This is a genomic window from Planomonospora corallina (genome assembly GCF_042650625.1).
GTDB classification, from domain to species: Bacteria; Actinomycetota; Actinomycetes; order Streptosporangiales; family Streptosporangiaceae; genus Planomonospora_B; species Planomonospora_B corallina.
In genome coordinates, this window is sequence record NZ_JBHSBM010000016.1 from 364,898 (window position 1) to 383,045 (window position 18,148).

17 protein-coding genes are annotated in these 18,148 nt (G+C 75.2%); 8 read left to right on the forward strand and 9 right to left on the reverse strand.

Features of this window, described 5'->3' with window-relative positions; translation table 11 throughout:
• Nucleotides 1-1,262: PEP/pyruvate-binding domain-containing protein (locus ACFOWE_RS12850; protein WP_377287505.1), on the reverse strand; the 1,262-nt coding region annotated here is incomplete at its 3' end.
• 334 nt (nucleotides 1,263-1,596) lie between these two features.
• Nucleotides 1,597-2,742, reverse strand: coding sequence for an FAD-dependent oxidoreductase (locus ACFOWE_RS12855; protein ID WP_377287506.1), 1,146 nt, complete (start codon nucleotides 2,740-2,742; stop codon nucleotides 1,597-1,599).
• A 61-nt stretch (nucleotides 2,743-2,803) separates the two neighbouring features.
• Between ACFOWE_RS12855 and ACFOWE_RS12860 the strand changes: the two genes are divergently transcribed.
• Nucleotides 2,804-3,418 carry a TetR/AcrR family transcriptional regulator gene (locus ACFOWE_RS12860; RefSeq protein WP_377287507.1) on the forward strand — a complete coding sequence of 205 codons (615 nt, stop codon included), beginning with the start codon at nucleotides 2,804-2,806 and terminating at the stop codon, nucleotides 3,416-3,418.
• Nucleotides 3,419-3,450: 32 nt separating this feature from the next.
• Here ACFOWE_RS12860 and ACFOWE_RS12865 read toward each other — a convergent pair whose 3' ends face one another.
• From ACFOWE_RS12865 to ACFOWE_RS12875, 3 genes are read right to left on the reverse strand one after another with little or no spacing between them, the layout of a single operon-like run.
• Nucleotides 3,451-4,440 carry an acyl-CoA dehydrogenase family protein gene (locus ACFOWE_RS12865; protein ID WP_377287508.1) on the reverse strand — a complete coding sequence of 330 codons (990 nt, stop codon included), beginning with the start codon at nucleotides 4,438-4,440 and terminating at the stop codon, nucleotides 3,451-3,453.
• Between the two features lie 52 nt (nucleotides 4,441-4,492).
• Nucleotides 4,493-5,620: an acyl-CoA dehydrogenase family protein gene (locus ACFOWE_RS12870; protein ID WP_377287509.1), complete on the reverse strand. Its 1,128-nt coding sequence runs from the start codon at nucleotides 5,618-5,620 to the stop codon at nucleotides 4,493-4,495.
• Nucleotides 5,610-6,485 (reverse strand): enoyl-CoA hydratase, encoded by an 876-nt coding sequence (locus ACFOWE_RS12875; protein WP_377287510.1) that lies wholly within the window; start codon nucleotides 6,483-6,485, stop codon nucleotides 5,610-5,612. Before ACFOWE_RS12875 ends, ACFOWE_RS12870 begins: the two co-directional genes overlap by 11 nt.
• A gap of 113 nt (nucleotides 6,486-6,598) precedes the next feature.
• Here ACFOWE_RS12875 and ACFOWE_RS12880 point away from each other — a divergent pair, with 113 nt between their 5' ends.
• From ACFOWE_RS12880 to ACFOWE_RS12895, 4 genes are all read left to right on the forward strand, one after another.
• Nucleotides 6,599-7,399, forward strand: a complete 801-nt coding sequence (locus tag ACFOWE_RS12880) for an SDR family oxidoreductase (RefSeq protein ID WP_377287579.1) — start codon at nucleotides 6,599-6,601, stop codon at nucleotides 7,397-7,399.
• Nucleotides 7,400-7,445: 46 nt separating this feature from the next.
• Nucleotides 7,446-8,063 (forward strand): TetR/AcrR family transcriptional regulator, encoded by a 618-nt coding sequence (locus tag ACFOWE_RS12885; protein WP_377287511.1) that lies wholly within the window; start codon nucleotides 7,446-7,448, stop codon nucleotides 8,061-8,063.
• A 12-nt stretch (nucleotides 8,064-8,075) separates the two neighbouring features.
• Entirely contained in the window at nucleotides 8,076-9,242 is a 1,167-nt protein-coding gene (locus ACFOWE_RS12890; protein WP_377287512.1) for an acetyl-CoA C-acetyltransferase, read from the forward strand.
• Between the two features lie 295 nt (nucleotides 9,243-9,537).
• Nucleotides 9,538-11,217: a penicillin-binding transpeptidase domain-containing protein gene (locus ACFOWE_RS12895; RefSeq protein ID WP_377287513.1), complete on the forward strand. Its 1,680-nt coding sequence runs from the start codon at nucleotides 9,538-9,540 to the stop codon at nucleotides 11,215-11,217.
• 99 nt (nucleotides 11,218-11,316) lie between these two features.
• Here ACFOWE_RS12895 and ACFOWE_RS12900 read toward each other — a convergent pair whose 3' ends face one another.
• The gene (locus ACFOWE_RS12900; RefSeq protein WP_377287514.1) at nucleotides 11,317-12,261 is read right to left on the reverse strand and encodes an adenylate/guanylate cyclase domain-containing protein; all 945 of its coding nucleotides are present in this window, start codon (nucleotides 12,259-12,261) and stop codon (nucleotides 11,317-11,319) included.
• A 199-nt stretch (nucleotides 12,262-12,460) separates the two neighbouring features.
• Here ACFOWE_RS12900 and ACFOWE_RS12905 point away from each other — a divergent pair, with 199 nt between their 5' ends.
• A complete protein-coding gene (locus ACFOWE_RS12905) occupies nucleotides 12,461-13,060 on the forward strand; it encodes a phosphoribosylanthranilate isomerase (protein ID WP_377287515.1) in 600 nt (199 codons plus the stop codon).
• A gap of 75 nt (nucleotides 13,061-13,135) precedes the next feature.
• Here the strand turns inward: ACFOWE_RS12905 and ACFOWE_RS12910 are convergent, their stop codons facing one another.
• From ACFOWE_RS12910 to ACFOWE_RS12920, 3 genes are all read right to left on the reverse strand, one after another.
• Nucleotides 13,136-13,762, reverse strand: coding sequence for an FMN reductase (locus tag ACFOWE_RS12910; protein ID WP_377287516.1), 627 nt, complete (start codon nucleotides 13,760-13,762; stop codon nucleotides 13,136-13,138).
• Between the two features lie 34 nt (nucleotides 13,763-13,796).
• Nucleotides 13,797-14,921, reverse strand: coding sequence for an LLM class flavin-dependent oxidoreductase (locus ACFOWE_RS12915; protein WP_377287580.1), 1,125 nt, complete (start codon nucleotides 14,919-14,921; stop codon nucleotides 13,797-13,799).
• A 142-nt stretch (nucleotides 14,922-15,063) separates the two neighbouring features.
• The gene (locus tag ACFOWE_RS12920; RefSeq protein ID WP_377287517.1) at nucleotides 15,064-16,098 is read right to left on the reverse strand and encodes an amidohydrolase family protein; all 1,035 of its coding nucleotides are present in this window, start codon (nucleotides 16,096-16,098) and stop codon (nucleotides 15,064-15,066) included.
• A gap of 142 nt (nucleotides 16,099-16,240) precedes the next feature.
• On the opposite strand from ACFOWE_RS12920, the gene egtA reads away from it, so the two are divergent.
• Both egtA and ACFOWE_RS12930 read left to right on the forward strand, forming a co-directional pair.
• A complete protein-coding gene (gene egtA, locus ACFOWE_RS12925; protein WP_377287518.1) occupies nucleotides 16,241-17,614 on the forward strand; it encodes an ergothioneine biosynthesis glutamate--cysteine ligase EgtA in 1,374 nt (457 codons plus the stop codon).
• The coding region (locus ACFOWE_RS12930; protein ID WP_377287519.1) for a DinB family protein at nucleotides 17,611-18,148 on the forward strand (538 nt) is incomplete at its 3' end. The genes egtA and ACFOWE_RS12930, both read left to right, overlap by 4 nt.

The following is an 18,148-nucleotide window of genomic DNA, read 5'->3' on the forward strand; positions in this document are numbered from 1 at the left end:
CCGCCGGGACCGCCGGGACCGCCGTCCGGGAGCTCGGGGACGAAGCCGCGGCGTTCGAGGACGGTCTCCAGCGCGTCCCTGGTCAGCGGATCGGACCTCCCCGCCGTCTCCAGGAGGCCGGCGCGGCTCGCGGGCGAGGCCAGGCGCGGGGTGACGTCGACGAACAGCCGCCCGCCGGCCTCGTGCATCGGCACCAGGGCCGTCAGCTGCCACATGGAGACGCCCAGCGGCTTCATGGGGTCGGTCATCATCTGCTGGTGGCCGACGGAGAGGTAGACGCGGTTCTCCCGGTCGGGGGCCGCTGGGACGGGGAACAGCGTGGTGATCGGCCGGCTCTGCACGATCTGGAAGTCGTCGCCGACCAGGCACCACTCGATGTCCTGCGGGCGGCCGAAATGCGCCTCGATCCGCCGCCCGAGCCGCACGAGCCGCACGACCTGCGCCTGCGTCAGCGCCGGCTGCTCCTGCCGCCGGGGGTCGACCGCCACTTCCCGCGTCCCGCCGGCCGGCAGGGCATGCACGGCACGCCGTTTGACGGCGATCGCCTCGGCGACGACCTCGCCGTCGCGCACCTTGAAGACGTCCGGGTTCACCAGGCCGGAGACCACGGCCTCGCCGAGGCCGAAGCCGGCGTCCACGGTGGCGACCTTCCGGTCGCCCGTGACGGGGTCGGCCGTGAACAGGACGCCGGCCGCGTCCGGGAAGACCATCCGCTGCACGACGACGGCCATGTGGACCTTCCGGTGGTCGAAGCCGTTCCGCAGGCGGTAGGCCACGGCCCGCTCGGTGAACAGCGACGCCCAGCACCGGCTGACGTGCCGCAGGACCGCCTCCGGCCCCACGACGTTCAGGTACGTGTCCTGCTGGCCCGCGAAGGAGGCCGCCGGCATGTCCTCCGCCGTCGCGCTGGACCGCACGGCGTAGGCGGCCCGCTCGCCGAGCCGGGCGAGCCCGCGGGTGATCGCCGCCGCGAGATCGCCGGGGATCGCGATCCCTTCGACGGTCCGGCGGATCTCCGCGCTGAGCGTGCGGACCGCCTCCCGGTCGCCCGGGTCCAGGCGCGCCAGCCGATCGAGCGGATCGGCCATCGACGGCGCTTCCGCCACGACGCGCCGGTAGGCGTCCGTCGTCACGCAGAAGCCGGCCGGCACGCGGATCCCCTCGATCCGTGACAGCGCGCCCAGCTGCGCGCCCTTGCCGCCCACGACCGCGGCCCGCGTCTGGTCGACCTCTCGCAGACCCATCACGTACTGCTCGGTCATGACGACACCTCCGCCGCGGTCGTGCTCCGTCGCCCCGTCCCGGGCGCCCGCGACCGCGCCACCGGTCCCACCGCCGGTCCGGTGCCAGCGCGTCCCCCGCGCATCGACAGCGACACAGACATGTCGCGCCCCCATTTCCGCAGATCGTGGCCTCGGCCGACGATTCTGCGGCAAGGCCCGGGTCTTGCCGCAAGCCCCCCGGTGCGCTATACGCTGAGAGTGGCGGGGGAGCGGCCTGAGGCCTTCCACTCGGAGGACACCCGTTCGGGCACGTCGATGTCCGGCCCCCGTCTCCCCTCCGCCGGCGCCCCCGGAAGACCGGCCGGGCCCGTCCCTACGCGTGCCAGAGGGCGGCGAGCCGCCGGGTGGCCAGGCGGGACGGCACGGCGCGCAGCACCGTGTCGCGTAGCCAGGCGGTGACGCCGGTCCGGGAGGTCAGCCGCGACTGCCGGGACGCCGCCCGCATGACGCGGTCGGCGCGGGGCCTGCGCTCGGCGTCGTAGCGCAGGAGCCGCTGGGCGGCGTCCGCCGGTCCGGCGCCGGCCAGGCAGCGGGTCAGCGCGGCCGCGTCCTCGAAGGCCTGGCTGGCGCCCTGGCCGAGGTCGGGCGGCATGGCGTGCGCGGCGTCGCCGAGGAGCGCGATCCTGCCGGTCGCGAACGAGGGCAGGGGAGCGGCCAGGCAGGCGATCGGATCGACGTGGATGCCGGCGGGAGGGGTGGCCTCGATCAGTGCCGTGACGAGGGGGTGCCAGTCGGTCATCAGGGACAGCATCTGCCGGCGCGCCTCCTCCGCGCCGGGCGGCGTGCCGCGCAGGACGGAGTCGGTGAACCAGTACAGGCGGTCCTCGCCGACGGGGAACAGGCCGAACATCGCCCCGCTGCGGCGGTCGACCAGCTGGCAGGCGAGCAGGTCCGTCGCCATGCCGGGAGGACGGGGCAGCATGCCGCGCAGGTCCATCCGGCCGGTCCGCCGCAGCCCGGGGTGGCCGGGGAAGAGCCGCCCGCGCAGCGTGCTGGCGATGCCGTCGGCCACGATCACCGCGTGCGCTCTCGCGACGGGACCGCCGTCACCGATCACGGTCACCCCGGCGGGGTCGGACTCCAGGCGCTCGACCGGGGTCGCGGTTCGCACCAGGTCCGCGGGGAGCGGGGCGCGTAGTGCCCGGTGCAGTTCCGCCCGGTCGACGATGGCGGGCGTGCCGACCTCCTGCTGCGCCTGGACCGCGTCGGTGACCAGCAGGGGCCGTCCGCGCCAGTCCCGCAGGCCCGCGCGGACGGCGTGCACGGCGTGTCCGCGGACGTCCTCGGCCAGCCCCAGCGCGTCCAGCGCACGGAGCCCGTTGGGCATGACGACGATACCGGTGCCCGCCTCCCGGAGCTCGGCGCCCCGTTCGAAGAGGGTCACCTCATGGCCCAGGCGGTGCAGTCCCGCCGCGGCCGCCACTCCTCCGAGCCCGGCGCCGACCACCACGATCCTCATGAGACCTCCGTACTCGTTTACTACGATCGTACTAGTACGGATGTTGGGATAGCGTGGCCGCATGCCGCCCACCAATCCGGTCCGCCGCCGTGCCCTGACCGATGCCGCGATCGGGCTGCTGGCGTCGTCGGGCGTGCACGGGCTGACCCACCGCGCGGTGGAGAAGGCAGCGGGCCTTCCACCGGGAACGGCCTCGAACTATTTCCGCAGCCGGGAAGAGCTGCTCGTGGCGACCGCGGAGCGCATCGCCGAGCTGCACCACGCCGGCACCGAGCGGGCCGCCGGGCCGCATCATGCCGGCACCGGGTGGCGCGTGTCCCTGGTCGACCTGCTGACGGAATCGCTGCTCGCAGCGGCGACCACACTGCGCGACCGCTACCTGGCGATCTTCGAACTCCAGCTGGAGGCCGTGCGCCGGCCGGCGCTCGCCGCCGCGCTCGGAGGTCTGCAGGACATGGCGGCGCAGATCACCGCCGGGCAGCACGACGGGCTCGGCCTCGCCGTCCCGCGCGAGAGGATCCCCGCACTGATCGCGCTCTACGGGGGTGCGCTGTTCACCTTGGTCACCGCGCCACCGGGGAGCGTCGGCAGGGACGCCGTCCGGCACCTGGTCCAGGTGATCGTGCACGGCTGCGCCGGTCCGGACGGCTCGGACGGCCCGGGGGGAGGGCGGTGACCCGGTGAACGGGCGCGGGGGAGGGGCCTCGGTCAGCCGCCCGTCAGGCAGGCCATCACCCGGGCGCGGTGGTCGGCGGGGGAACCCCAGGCGGTGCGCAGGGCGCGGACCCGGCGGATCCAGAGGCTGAGGTCGTACTCGTCGGTGTAGCCGATGGCCCCGTGCACCTGCAGGGCGGTCCGGGCCGCCGCGTAGGCCGCCTCCGAGGCCGCCGCCTTCGCGGCGGAGACGTCCCTGGGGAAGTCCGGCGAGCCGTACGCCAGCGCCGCGCCGTGCACCAGCGGGCGGGCGTACTCCAGGCCCACCAGGACGTCGGCCAGGTGGTGCTTGACCGCCTGGAAGGCGCCGATCGGCCGGCCGAACTGGTGCCGGGCCGTGGCGTACTCCACGGTGACCTCCAGCAGGCGGCGGCCCAGCCCGGCCAGCTGGGCGGCGCAGGCCAGCGCGCCCAGGTCGCAGGCCGCCCCGGCCGCCGCCCGCACCCGCGGGCCGGAGGCCAGCACGGCGCCCGCGGTCACCGGGAAGAGCCGCCGGGACGGGTCCAGCGAGGAGCGCGCCGTGCCGGGGACCGCCGCGTGGAGCCGGTCGCCGTCCACGGCCCAGACGGCGGCCGCGACACCGGCGTCCAGCGCGTACGGCACGGCCGGGGGGAGCACCAGCGAGACGGCGGCCGAGCCCTCGGCGATGCGCGGCAGCCACTCTGCGGCGGGCCCGCCGTCGCCGAGCCGGGCGAGCAGCTCGGCGGCGGCGACGGTCTCGGCCAGCGGCCCCGGTACGGCGTGCCGCCCCAGCTCGTGGAAGGCGGTCACCAACTCCACCGGGAGCGGTCCCGCCCCGCCCGCGGCCTCCGGCACCGCCAGCGCGAGGACCCCGGCCTCGGCGAGCGAGCGCCACAGCGCCAGGCCCGGCCCGGCGTCCCCGGCCGCCCAGGCGCGGATCACCGCCGGGGTGCCGGCCCCGGCCAGCAGCTTGTCCAGGGTCTCGCCGAACAGCCGCTGCTCGGCGTCGAGGATGAACTTCACCGTCGTCTCCCGGTCCGGTCGTGTCCGTGGCGCGTGCGTGTTCCCGCCGTGCTCACCGTCGCTCCCTGGGCAGGCCGAGCAGGCGCTCGGCGATGACGTTGCGCTGGATCTCGTTGGTCCCGGCGTAGATCGGGCCGGCGAGGGAGAAGACGTAGCCCTCCAGCCACTCGCCCGCCAGCTCCCCGTCCGGGCCCAGCAGGTCGAGCGCGGTCTCGTGCAGCGCCACGTCCAGCTCCGACCAGAAGACCTTGTTGACGCTGGACCCGGCGCCGACGTCGTCGGTGCGGGAGATCGTCTCGAAGCCCTTCAGCCGGTAGGCGCGAGCCCTGATCCAGGCGTCGGCCACCCGGTCGCGCAGCGCGGTGTCGGCGGGGTCGGCGCGCTCGCGCCAGAGCTCCACCAGCCGGTCGGCGGCGGCCGTGAACCGGCCGGGGCTGCGCAGCGTGAGCCCGCGCTCGTTCCCGGTGGTGCTCATCGCGACCTTCCAGCCCGCACCCGGCTCGCCGATCACGTCGGCGTCCGGGACGAAGACGTCGTCGAAGAAGAGCTCGGCGAAGGCGGGTTTGCCGTCGATGCGGCCGATCGGGCGCCGGGTGACCCCCTCGGCGTCCAGCGGGAACATCAGGTAGGTCAGGCCCCGGTGCCGCTCGGCCCCGGGGTCGGAGCGGAACGGGCCGAAGCCGCGGTCGGCGAAGGCCGCCCGGGAGCTCCACGTCTTCTGCCCGTTGAGCCGCCAGCCGCCGTCCACCCGGGTCGCGGTGGCGCGCAGCGAGGCGAGGTCGCTGCCGGCGCCCGGCTCGGACCAGGCCTGGGCCCAGATCACCTCGCCGGAGGCCATCGGCGGCAGGATCCGCTCCAGCTGCTCCGGGGTGCCGTGCGCGAAAAGGGTGGGGGCGAGCAGGTTGATGCCGTTCTGGCCGACCCGGCCGGGCGCTCCGGCCGCGTAGTACTCCTCCTCGAAGACCAGCCACTCCAGCGGGCTCGCGTCCCGCCCGCCGTACCGGGCGGGCCAGGAGACGACCGACAGGCGCGCGGAGTGCAGTTCCCGTTCCCAGGCGCGGTGGGCGGCGAAGCCCTCGGCGGTCTCCAGCGAGGGCAGGGGGACGGCGGGCACGTGGGCGCGGAGCCACGCGCGCACCTCGGCGCGGAACGGCTCCGCCGACGAGAGGTCAAGATCCATCTGCGACCGCCTCCGTGCTCCCGGAGCCGGAGCCGCCGGCGGCGGCCTTCATGCTTCTGGGGTCCATGCCGGCCAGGGCGTCGGCGGAGGTCTCGGCGTTGTGGGCGTGGGCGAGGTGGTGCAGGCCGAAGACCGAGTCCATCCCGGCGTGCAGGCCCTGCGCGTCCTCCGCCTGGTTGACGGCCCTCTTGGCGAGCGCGAGGCCGAGGCGCGGCATCGCCGCGATCCGCTCGGCCAGGGCGAGGACTTCTCCCTCCAGTTCCTCCCGGGGCACGACCCGGTTGACCATGCCCACCTCGTACGCGCGCCGGGCGCTCATGCGGTCGCCGGTGTAGAGGAACTCCTTGGCGATCCGCGGCGGCATCACCCAGGGGTGCGCGAAGTACTCCACGCCGGGGATGCCCATGCGGACCACCGGGTCGGCGAAGAACGCGTCGTCGGAGGCGACGATCAGGTCGCAGACCCAGGCGAGCATGAGGCCGCCCGCGACGCACGCGCCCTGCACCATCGCGATCATCGGCTTGGGGATCTCCCGCCAGCGGCGGCACATGCCGAGGTAGACCTCGGACTCGCGGGCGAAGCGGCTCTCCGCCCCCTGTTTGCCGACGTGGTCCCACCACAGGGTCGCCTTCCGCTCGAAGGAGACGTGCGCGTCCCGGCCGGGGCTGCCGATGTCGTGCCCGGCGGAGAAGTGCGTCCCCTCCCCGGCCAGCACGACCACCTTGACCTCGTCGTCGGCGACGGCCCGGTAGAAGGCCTCGTCCAGGGCGTAGGTCATCGCGGAGTTCTGCGCGTTGCGGTACTCCGGGCGGTTCATGGTGACCACCGCCACGGGTCCGCGCCGCTCGTAGCGGACCACGGTCATCGGGGACCCTCTCATTCTTTCTAACAACTGTTTGGTAGGGTAGACCATGTGAAGCCCGACGAGGAGAGGGAGGCGCGGCCGTGACCCCTCCCGAGCCGCCCCGGAGAGCGCCGCTGCGGCCGTCCCCGGAACCGACTCCGAAACCGGCCTACGTCCCCGGCCACGGCCTGCTGCGCGACCGGGTCGCCGTGGTGACCGCCGCCGCGGGCACCGGAATCGGCGGCGCCTGCGCCCGCCGCCTGCTCGAGGAGGGCGCGCGCGTGGTGATCAGCGACGCCCACGAGCGGCGGCTCGGCGAGCACCTGGCCGCCCTGGAGAAGGAGTTCGGGGCGGGCGCGGTGAGCGCGGTGCCCTGTGACGTGACCTCCGAGGAGCAGGTCCAGGCCCTGCTCGCCACCGCCGAGGAGCGCCTCGGCCCGGTGGACGTGCTGGTCAACAACGCCGGGCTCGGCGGCACGGCGCGACTCGTCGAGATGACCGACGAGCAGTGGGGCCGCGTGCTCGACGTGACGCTGACCGGCACCATGCGCTGCACCCGCGCCGCCCTGGCCCGCATGCAGCCCCGCGGCCGCGGCGTCATCGTCAACAACGCCTCGGTGATCGGCTGGCGGGCCCAGGAGGGACAGGCGCACTACGCGGCGGCCAAGGCCGGCGTCATGGCGCTCACCCGGTGCGCGGCGATCGAGGCCGCGCCGTACGGCGTGCGGGTCAACGCCGTGGCGCCCTCGCTGGCCGTGCACGCCAACCTGGCCAAGGTGACCACCGAGGAGCTGCTGGCCGAGCTCACCGCGAAGGAGGCGATGGGGCGCGCGGCGGAGCCGTGGGAGGTCGCGAACGTTATCGTCTTCCTCGCGAGCGACTACTCCTCCTACATGACCGGGGAGGTCGTCTCCGTCTCCAGCCAGCATCCCTGACCCGTCCCTTCCCGGACGGACGCCCGCTTCGAGAGGTCGACTTCCCATGAGCCCACGACGCCGAGACTCCGCCAGCACCGCCGCCGCCCGCGCCGGCCGGCGGACCGAGCTGCTGGCCACGGCCGCGGAGGTCTTCGCGTCGCGGGGCTACGCCGCCACCACGGTCCGGGAGGTGGCCGACGCGGCCGGCATGCTCGGCGGGAGCCTCTACTACCACTTCGACTCGAAGGAGGCGATGGTCGACGAGATCCTGTCGACCTTCCTCACCGACATGTGGGCGGCCTACGACCGCGTCACCGGCTCCGGCCTCGGCGCGCGGGAGACCTTCCACGCGCTGATCACCGAGTCGTTCCGGATGATCGACCGCTACCGCCCCGCGGTCGTCATCTACCAGAACGAGTCCAAGCACCTGGCGGCGAACCCGCGCTTCACCTACCTGGTCGAGTCCATGCGGCGCTTCCGCGAGATGTGGCTGTCGGTGCTGGACCGGGGCGTGCTGGCCGGCGAGTTCCGCGCCGACCTCGACACCGGCCTGATCTACCGCTTCATCCGCGACACGGTCTGGGTGGCGGCGAGCTGGTACCGGGGCGACGGCCCGCTGAGCGCGGACGAGATCGCCCGGCAGTACATCGTGATGGTCCTGGAAGGGATCACGGCAGACTGAGAAGGAGTTGCGATGTCCTCTCCCCGCGCTGAGGCGTATATCGTCGAGGCGGTGCGCGCCCCCGTCGGGCGGCGCGGCGGCGGCCTGTCCGGCGTGCACCCCGCCGACCTGGGCGCGCACGTGCTGACCGCGCTGGTGGAGCGTTCCGGGATCGACCCGGCCGCGGTGGAGGACGTGGTCTTCGGCTGCGTGGACACCGTCGGCCCCCAGGCCGGCGACATCGCCCGCACCTGCTGGCTGGCCGCCGGGCTGCCCGAGGAGGTGCCCGGCGTCACCGTCGACCGGCAGTGCGGCTCCTCCCAGCAGGCGGTGCACTTCGCCGCGCAGGCCGTGCTCTCCGGCACCGCCGACCTGGTGGTGGCCGGCGGGGTGCAGAACATGTCGCAGGTCCCCATCGGCTACGCGATGACCGCCGGGCAGGCGCTCGGCTTCGGCGAGGGGCCCTTCGCCGGCTCCGCGGGCTGGCGGGCCCGCTACGGCGACCAGGAGGTCTCCCAGTTCCGCGGGGCCGAGATGATCGCCGAGCACTGGGGCCTGTCCCGGCAGGAGCTGGAGGCCTTCGCCTACGAGAGCCACCGGCGGGCGGTCCGGGCGGTCGACGAGGGCCGCTTCGCCCGCGAGATCGCGCCGCTCGCGGGCGTCGAGCACGACGAGGGGCCGCGCCGCGACACCTCGCCGGAGAAGATGGCCGCCCTGCGGCCCCTGGTCGAGGGCGGGCGGCTGACCGCGGCGGTGGCCTCGCAGATCTCCGACGGCGCCGCCGCCCTGCTGATCGCCTCGGAGGAGGCGGTGCGCACGCACGGCCTGCGGCCCCGCGCCCGCGTCCACCACCTCTCGGCCCGCGGCGAGGACCCGATCCGCATGCTCTCCGCGCCCATCCCCGCCACCGCGTACGCGTTGAAGAAGGCGGGCATGGCGATCGGCGACATCGACGCGGTGGAGATCAACGAGGCGTTCGCCCCGGTCGTGCTGGCCTGGCTGAAGGAGACCGGCGCCGACCCGGCCAGGGTCAACCCCAACGGCGGCGCGATCGCGCTCGGCCACCCGCTCGGCGCCACCGGCGCCCGGCTGATGACCACCCTCCTGCACGAGCTGGAGCGCACCGGCGGCAGGTACGGCCTGCAGACCATGTGCGAGGGCGGCGGCCAGGCCAACGTCACCATCATCGAGCGCCTCTGACGCCACCGCCCAGCCCGCCGTCCCGCCCGCCGCCCCGTCCCACCCGCCGCCCCGGCCCGGCTCGCCGCGGGTCCGTCACGGGTCCGTCACGGGTCCGTCACGGGTCCGTCACGGGTCCGTCACGGGGCCGGAACCGGCCGCACGGCCCGGTACGGACCCGTCCGAGGGCCGGAGTCCGGAGAGGGAGCGGTGACCGATGCGCACATGTCAGCGAAAAGTATGGTCCTCGTGTCATCGGCCAGCCTACGATCTTGTCTCTGGCATCCGAAGGTGACGAACCGGGGAAGTGGACGCGATGAGCAGCCGGCAGCGGTTCCTCGCGCTGGTCGCCGCGGCGTTCGCGATCACCGCCTTCGGCCTGTACGCGCTGGTGACCGGGCCGGACGCCGGGAACGCCGCGCCCCCGCGCGGGGCGCGCACCCACGGCGTCGACGTCATGGAGGTCTCGCCCGTCCCGGACGGCGAGCCCGAGGAGTCCGGGGAGCCGGACGCGCCCGCTGTGACCCCGCCGACCCCGCCGACCCCGCCGACCCCGCCGGTCCCGCCGTCCTCGACGGCCCCCGCCCCGGCGCCGCCGGACGGGCCGGAACAGGTCGCGGCGCGGTACTTCGACGCCTGGCGGTCGGGTGACTTCGCCGCCATGGCGGCGCTGGTCGCCGACCCGCCGGTCGACTTCATGCTGCGGCACCGGAGCTTCGACTCCGACCTGAGGGTCTCGTCGATCTCCCTGACCTCCGGCACGCCCTCCCCGCCCGGCGCGGAGACGGCCGAGGTCCCCTTCAGCGGGACGCGGGAGGTCTCGGGGATGGGCCGCTGGGACTTCTCCTCGGTCCTCCGCCTGGCCCGGCGGGACGGCTCCTGGAAGGTGCTCTGGTCCCCGGAGACGCTGCACCCCTCGCTCGCGCACGGCGGGAGCCTGCGGATCGAGGGGGTCCCGGTCGTCCGGCCGGCCAAGCTGACCAGGGAGGGCCGGCCGTTCCCCCGCGAGAGCCGGGCGGGCGACTACTTCACCGGTCTGGACGGCACGGTGGAGGACCTGGAGCTGCGTGAGGAGCCCTCGGGCCGGGTGCTGCTGGCGGCCCGGGCCCCGGAGGTGCCCGGGGAGCGGACCACGATCTCCCGGCCCGTCCAGGCCGCCGCCGCCCGGGCCCTGGACGGCGTCGGGCAGCCCGCCGCGATCGTGGCCGTGGACGTGCGGACGGGCCAGGTGCGCGCGGTGGCGGACACCCTGGGCGGCAGGCAGGCGTTCGGCGGCCTCTATCCGCCCGGCTCGACGTTCAAGGTGGTCACCGCCGCCGCGCTGCTGCGCACCGGCCTGACCGCGGACTCGCCGGTCGGCTGCCCGGCCGCCTACACCGTCCCGAACGGCCGGGGCTTCACCAACGACGGCGGAGCCGGTCACGGCACCGTGCCCCTGAACACCGCCTTCGCGGTCTCCTGCAACACCACCTTCGCCCAGCAGGCCTACGAGCGGCTCCGCGACGGCCGCCTGCACGCCGAGGCCGCCGACCGGTTCGGCTTCCGCGAGAAGCCGGGCCAGAGCACCTGCCGCATCCGCCGGGCCGCCACCGCGGACGAGCTCGGCTCCGACGCCATCGGCCAGAACTCGGTTCTGGCCAGCCCGCTCTGCATGGCCGAGGTCGCCGCCGCCGTCGCGAGCGGCACCTGGAGACCCGCGATCATGACCGAGCAGCCGCCCGCCGGCACGCCCGGCCCGGTCCCGCTCGACGAGGGCGTGGCCGCCGCCCTGCGGACGATGATGAGCGCCGCGGTCACCCGGGGCACGGCCGCCCGGGCGGGCCTCCCGCCGGACACCGCGGGCAAGACCGGCACCGCCGAGGTGCAGGGGGAGCGGTCCCACGCGTGGTTCGTCGGCTACCGGGGCGACCTGGCCTTCGCGGTCTTCGTGCGCAACGGCGGGAGCGGCGCCGCCACGGCCGCCCCCCTCGCCGCCCGCTTCCTGAAGGCCCTGTGAGCCCGTTTGTGAGCCCGTTTGTGAGCCCGGCGCCCCGTCTCCCGCCCGGAGGACGCCGCGTACGGACGTCGCCTCCGCCGGTCCCGGGCGGAGGCCGGATCAGCTCCGGGCGATGACGTACGGCACCAGCTCGCCCAGGCCCCGCACGGTGAGGCGCTCCACGGGCCGGAGCGTGAACGCGGACTGGCCGTCCAGCTCCTGGGCCATCGTGGGGCCGGCGAGCACGGCGTCGGCGGGGGCGAGCGAGGTGAGCCGGCTGGCCAGGTTGACCGTGGTGCCGAACACGTCGCCCATGCGGCCGATCACCGGGCCGATCGCCAGCCCCACCCGGAGCGGCGGCATGCCCCTGGTCCTGGCGTGGACCTCCACGAGCTGCAGGGCGATCTCGGCCGCCGACGCGGCGGTGTCGGCGACGAACAGCACCGAGTCGCCGAGCGTCTTGACCACCCGGCCCGCCGAGGAGGTCACGACGTCGGCCGACCGGCTCTCGAACCGCTCGACCAGGCGGGCCAGCTCCGTCTCGGAGATCTGACGGCTCAGCCGGGTGAATCCGACCAGGTCGGCGAAGCCCACGGCCAGCTGTACGGTGCCCGTCTCCTGGTCCGCGACGCGGCCGGCCGCGGCGGCCAGCTGCCGCCGCCAGGCGTAGACCAGCAGCCGCTCCAGGTCCGGCACCACCCGGTCGGCCCGCCTGCGCCAGGCGGCCGGCCGTTCGCTGAGGGGGACCCCGGCCTGGTCGAGCGCCTCGGCGCCGAGCACGGCCTGCGACTCGGCGAGCCGGGCGGAGGCCCTGCCCAGCGAGCGGGTCACCAGCAGCGCGTGCTCCTCGTCGTAGGTGCCGTCGCGGACCAGGCCGACCAGTGTCCTGAGCGCCTCGACGTCGGCGTCGGTGAACTCCACGGCGTCGTCGGCGACGTTGGCGAAGCCGAAGGCCCGCCAGAACCGCCGCGCGCGGTACATCGGTATGCCGGCCATCGCGGCCACCTGGTGGCTCGTGTAGCGGCGGTGCTGTCGGAGGAACGCCCCCGCCAGATCGTCCGTCACCCCGGATCCCCGACCGTCGTGAACTCTGATTCGTGAACTCTGATTCGTGACCCCTGTGCGGGGAATCGCAACATACATCCTGCGGGCTGTCGGATGCCAGCGGCGTATGCCGGGAAGATGGGTGTCCGTCCAGGTCGGCACCGTGCTCCGGCGCCGCCGGGCGTCACCCGGGGACCCGGGGCGGCGTTAGTCTCACAGGGTGTACGTGAAGATCTGCGGGCTGCGCGAGCCCGAGCATGTGGCGGCCGCCGTCGAGGCGGGGGCGGACGCGATCGGTTTCGTCCTCACCCGGAGTCCCCGGCGGATCACCCCGGAGCGGGCCCGCGAGCTGGCCGCGGCGGTCCCCGGGCATGTGCTGACCGTGGCGGTGTTCGCCGGGGAGTCCCCGGAGCAGGTGCGGGCGGCCGCGCTGGAGTCGGGGGTGCGCGCGGTCCAGTTGCACGGCGACCATCCGCACGGCGACTTCCTGGCCCTGCGCGACCTCGGCCTGACGCTGGTCCGCGCCGGGGGCGCGGGCGTGGACCTGCGCTGCGGCGCCTACGACGAGGACCTGCTGATCGTCGACGCGCCCCGGCCCGGCTCCGGGGAGCCGTGGGACTGGGCGGCGGTGCGCGGGCGCCCGGTGGGCCGCTGGATGCTGGCCGGAGGGCTCGACCCGTCGAACGTGGCCGAGGCGATCGCCGCGGCCCGGCCGTGGGGGGTCGACGTGTCGAGCGGCGTGGAGACCGGGCCCGGCGTGAAGGACGCCGGGCTCATCAAGGACTTCGTCGCCGCCGCCCGCGGGGCCGTCGCGGGCTGACCCGCCCGCAGGCGCGGCGGCCCGCTCCCGGCCTCAGGGCACGGCACCCGGGCCGCGACCCGGCGGGCCCCGGGCTCAGGGGCGGAGCGCGGCGAGCTGCTGCTCGAAGGGGACGACGTCCTCGAACGGGTCGCCGGCCGGCCCGGCGCCGTACCGGCCCAGCACGAGGTCCGCCAGCTCCCCGGCCGCGCGCTCGATCCGGCCGGCGAGGCCGCCGGTGCTCCCGTCCCCGCCGGAGCCCCAGTCCTCGGTGGCGGCGTAGACGGCGGTGGGCGCCACGACCGCGCGCAGGTAGGCGAACATCGGGCGCAGCGCGTGCTCCAGGGCGAGCGAGTGCCGCGCTGTGCCGCCGGTGGCCGCGATGAGCACGGGCTTGCCGGTGAGCGCGGTGTTCTCGATCACGTCGAAGAACGACTTGAACAGCCCGCTGTAGGAGGCGGTGAAGATCGGCGACACGGCGATGAGGCCGTCCGCCGCCGTCACCGCCTCGACCGCCTCGCGCAGCGCCGCGCCGGGGAAGCCGGTCACCAGGTTGTTGGCGATGTCGACGGCGAGGCCGCGCAGCTCGACCACGCGCACCTCGGCCTCCCGCTCCCCGGCCAGGCGGGCGCGGGTCGCCTCGGCCAGGCGGTCGGCCAGCAGGCGCGTCGAGGAGGGCTCGCGGAGGCCGGCCGAGACGGCGACGAGCTTCAGGGGTTCCATCGGTTCTTCCTTCACGGGGACGGGTGATACGGGGTCAGGAAGCGGCGGGGGCGGAGGCCTGGCCGGAGGCGTCCCCGGCGGCCTGCGCGGCGCGCCGGGCGACCAGCGCCGCGTGGGTGGGGGCGTCCGGCACGCCGGCCGGGCGGCGGGCGGCGAACTCCCTGCGCAGCACCGGCACGACCTCCTCGCCGAGGATGTCCAGCTGCTCCAGCACAGTCTTCAGCGGCAGGCCGGCGTGGTCCATCAGGAACAGCTGGCGCTGGTAGTCGCCGACGTAGTCGCGGAAGGCGAGGGTCCGGTCGATGACCTGCTGCGGGCTGCCCACGGTCAGCGGGGTCTCGGCCGTGAACTCCTCCAGCGACGGGCCGTGGCCGTAGACCGGGGCGTTGTCGAAGTACGGGCGGAACTCGCGGACCGCGTCCTGGCTGTTCTTACGCATGAACACCTGGCCGCCGAGGCCGACGATGGCCTGGTCGGCCGAGCCGTGGCCGTAGTGCTCGAAGCGCTGCCGGTACAGGCCGACCATCCGCTGGGTGTGCTCCTTGGGCCAGAAGATGTGGTTGGCGAAGAACCCGTCGCCGTAGTAGGCCGCCTGCTCGGCGATCTCCGGGCTGCGGATCGAGCCGTGCCAGACGAACGGCGGCACGCCGTCGAGCGGGCGGGGCGTGGAGGTGAAGCCCTGCAGGGGCGTGCGGAAGCGGCCCTGCCAGTCCACCACGTCCTCGCGCCAGAGCCGGTGCAGCAGCGCGTAGTTCTCGATGGCCAGCGGGATGCCCTGCCGGATGTCCTGGCCGAACCACGGGTAGACCGGCCCGGTGTTGCCGCGGCCCATCATCACGTCGACGCGCCCGCCCGCCAGGTGCTGCAGCATGGCGAAGTCCTCGGCGATCTTCACCGGGTCGTTGGTGGTGATCAGGGTCGTGGCGGTGGACAGGACGATCCGCTCGGTGCGGGCCGCGATGTAGCCGAGCATGGTCGTCGGTGACGACGGCACGAAGGGCGGGTTGTGGTGCTCACCGGTGGCGAAGACGTCGAGGCCGACCTCCTCGGCCTTGAGCGCGATGGCCACCATCGCCTTGATCCGCTCGTGCTCGCTCGGCGTCCGGCCCGTGGTGGGGTCGGTGGTCACGTCGCCCACGGTGAAGATCCCGAACTGCATCATGTCGCCGCCCTCCTTTTGTTGAACTTTCAACTTTCCCCAGCGTCGCGGAAGCCGACTGTATTCCCTGCGCGGGCCGTACGGCGGGGCGGGTGCGCCCGGCGCCGGAGGGACCGCCCGGTGGGCGCCGGGCGGGGAGTGCTCAGAGGCCGAAGAGGCGGGCGGCGTTGTCGTGGCAGACGGCGCGCAGCCACGCGTCGCCCAGGCCGAGGTCCGCCAGAGCCCGCAGGGCCTCCACGTAGGGATAGGGGATGTTCGGGAAGTCGGTGCCGAGCAGGATCCGGTCCCCGAGGCCGGCCAGGCGCGGCAGCTCGGCGCGCGGGAACGGCGCCATGGCCTCGCTGAAGTCGGTGAAGGCCATCGTGGTGTCCAGGTGCACGCCCTCGTACCGCTCGGCGAGGTCCAGGAAGTCGCCGTACTCCGGCATGCCCATGTGCGCCACGACCAGGCGCAGGCGCGGGTGCCGGGCCAGCACCCGCCCGATCGGCCCGGGCCCGGTGTGCCGTCCCGGGGCGGGACCGGAGCCGCAGTGGGTGACGACCGGCACGCCCGCCTCGGCCAGCAGGCCCCAGGCGCCGTCCAGCAGCTCGTCGCCGGGGTCGTACCCGCCGACCTGCAGGTGCGCCTTGAACACCCGCGCGCCCTGCTCGACGGCGCGGGCGGTGTAGTCCACCGCCTCCGGCTCCGGGAAGAACGTCGCGGTGTGCAGGCAGTCCGGCGTCCGGGCGGCGAACTCCGTCGCCCAGCCGTTCAGCCAGGCGGCCATCCGGGGCTTGTGCGGGTAGAGCATCGAGGTGAAGCGGCGCACCCCGAAACCGCGGAGCGTCTCCAGCCGCTCCCGCTCGTCCGCGCGGTAGGTGATCGGCCACGGCACCCCGGTCAGCGGCCCGACCGCGTCGAAGTAGTCCCAGACCTTGACCAGCACCCGCTCCGGCATGAAGTGCGTGTGCACGTCGATCAGGCCGGGCAGCCCCAGCCCGCGCCAGAAGGCGGTCACCCGCTCGCGCTCGTCCTCCGCGGCGTCCTCCGCGGCGTCCTCCGCGGCGTCCGCCGCCGTCTCCGCCGCCGCCGTCTCCGCCGCCGCCGTCTCCGCCGTCCCGGCGGTGCCGATTGTCCCCGTCGGCCCCGTCGCACCCGCCGGGCCGCCCGTGCCCGTGTTCGCCCTGACGTCCGTCATCCGCCGCCTCCGTGTCCGCGCCCGTGCTCGTGCTCCGGTGTACCACCCGGCGGGGGCGGAGCCCGGAACCGCCCGGGGATGGATCTTGTCATGGCCGGGTACCTGGGGGAGGGTGGAGAGCGTGTGTCCGACGGGAGGCGGCATGTCCTTTCTCACCGAAGACCCCTATCTCACCGAAGACGACGTCTACGCCCACGCCCACGGCATCTGCTTCAAGACCGGCCCGCCCGGCCTGACCGGCGTCGAGTCGGAGTGGCTGGTCACCTCGACCGGCGGCCCCGGCGGACCCGGCGCCCACATCCCCCTGCACCGTGTCGCCGCCGCCGTCCGGGCGGCCTCCCCGCTGCCCGCGGGCAGCGCGGTCACCTACGAGCCCGGTGGCCAGCTGGAGCTCAGCTCCCCGCCCCTGCCCGGCCCGGCCGCCGCCTGCCGGGCCCTCGCCGCCGACCTGCGCCACCTCGACCCGCACCTGGCCGCCGCGGGACTGCGCCGCACCGCATACGGCCTGGATCCGCACCGCTCCCCCCGGCGCCAGCTGGACCTGCCCCGCTACTCCGCGATGGAGGCGTACTTCGACGCCCGCGGCCCGGCCGGGCGCACCATGATGTGCTGCACCGCCTCCCTCCAGGTCTGCCTCGACATCGGCCGGGACGGCGCCGACGCGCGCCGCCGCTGGCGGCTGCTCCACCGGCTGGGGCCGGTGCTGGTGGCCGCCTTCGCCAACTCGCCGCTGCGGCGGGGGCGCCCCACCGGCTGGCGCTCCACCCGGCAGGCCGTCTGGACGGAGCTCGACCCCTCCCGGAGCCGGGCCGTGCCGGACGGCGACCCGGCCCGTGGCCCGGGCGGTGACCCGGCCCGCGGCCCGGGCGGTGACCCGGCCCGTGGCCCGGGCGGTGACCTGGGCCGCGGCCCGGGCGGTGACCTGGGCCGCGGCCCGGGCGGCGGCCTCGGCCGGGACGCCGGCTGGGACCTCGACGGCGGCCCGGACCCGGCGGAGTCCTGGGCCCGCTACGCCCTCGAGGCACAGGTCATGGTCCTGCGCCGGGCGGACGGGGCGTGGATCGTCGATCCGGGCCTGCGCTTCCGCGACTGGCTGGCGGGCGGCCCGTACGGCCGGCCGACCGCGGCCGACCTGGACCACCACCTGAGCACCCTGTTCCCGCCGATCCGGCCGCGCGGCTGGTTCGAGCTGCGGATGATCGACGCCCTGCCGGAGCCGTGGTGGCGGGTGCCGCCCGCCGTCGCGGCCGCCCTGCTCGACGACCCCCGGGCCGCCGACGCGTGCGCCGAGGCCGTCGGCCCGCTGCCCCCCGACTCCTGGGCCGAGGCGGCCCGCACCGGGCTGGCCGGACCGGCGCTCGCCCGGGCCGCCCGCGCGTGCTTCGCCGCCGCCCGCGACGCCCTGCCCCGGATCGGCGCCGCCGACCTGGTCCCCCTGGTGGACGCCTACATCGAACGGTACGTCGAACCCGGCCGGTCTCCGGCCGACGACCTGCTCAGCGAGGTGCGGACATGACAGGCGACATGACGGACGAGGACACGATCAAGGAGCGCGTCGCCGCCGAGCTGGAGGCCGTACGGCGGCGCAGCCTCGGCCTGACCGTCGAGGTGCTCGACCCCGCGGAGCTGACGGCCCAGCACTCGCCGCTGATGTCGCCGCTGGTGTGGGACCTGGCGCACGTCGGCAACTACGAGGAGCAGTGGCTGGTACGGCTGGCGGCGGGGGACGCCCCGCTCCGGCCGGAGATCGACCGGCTCTACGACGCGTTCGAGCACCCACGGGCGGAGCGGGTCGCGCTGCCCCTGCTCCCGCCGGACGAGGCGCGCGGCTACATAGCGCAGGTGCGCTCGCGCGTGCTGGACTCCCTGGAGCGGGTCCGCCTCACCCCGGACCGGCCGCTGCTGGCCGGCGGCTACGTCTACGGGATGGTCGTTCAGCACGAGCACCAGCACGACGAGACGATGCTCGCCACCCACCAGCTCCGCCGGGGGGAGGCGGTGCTCGCCGACCGGGAGGCGGACCCGCCCGGCCTGGTGGCCGGGGCGGGCG

Bases quoted from the DNA above. Each gene is read 5' to 3' on its own strand.
- ACFOWE_RS12885 (WP_377287511.1), top strand. From the start codon at position 7,446: ATGAGCCCACGACGCCGAGACTCCGCCAGCACCGCCGCCGCCCGCGCC.
- ACFOWE_RS12875 (WP_377287510.1), bottom strand. From the start codon at position 6,485: ATGACCGTGGTCCGCTACGAGCGGCGCGGACCCGTGGCGGTGGTCACC.
- ACFOWE_RS12895 (WP_377287513.1), top strand. From the start codon at position 9,538: ATGAGCAGCCGGCAGCGGTTCCTCGCGCTGGTCGCCGCGGCGTTCGCG.
- ACFOWE_RS12890 (WP_377287512.1), top strand. From the start codon at position 8,076: ATGTCCTCTCCCCGCGCTGAGGCGTATATCGTCGAGGCGGTGCGCGCC.
- ACFOWE_RS12860 (WP_377287507.1), top strand. From the start codon at position 2,804: ATGCCGCCCACCAATCCGGTCCGCCGCCGTGCCCTGACCGATGCCGCG.
- egtA (WP_377287518.1), top strand. From the start codon at position 16,241: ATGTCCTTTCTCACCGAAGACCCCTATCTCACCGAAGACGACGTCTAC.
- ACFOWE_RS12870 (WP_377287509.1), bottom strand. From the start codon at position 5,620: ATGGATCTTGACCTCTCGTCGGCGGAGCCGTTCCGCGCCGAGGTGCGC.
- ACFOWE_RS12910 (WP_377287516.1), bottom strand. From the start codon at position 13,762: ATGGAACCCCTGAAGCTCGTCGCCGTCTCGGCCGGCCTCCGCGAGCCC.
- ACFOWE_RS12920 (WP_377287517.1), bottom strand. From the start codon at position 16,098: ATGACGGACGTCAGGGCGAACACGGGCACGGGCGGCCCGGCGGGTGCG.
- ACFOWE_RS12855 (WP_377287506.1), bottom strand. From the start codon at position 2,742: ATGAGGATCGTGGTGGTCGGCGCCGGGCTCGGAGGAGTGGCGGCCGCG.
- ACFOWE_RS12915 (WP_377287580.1), bottom strand. From the start codon at position 14,921: ATGCAGTTCGGGATCTTCACCGTGGGCGACGTGACCACCGACCCCACC.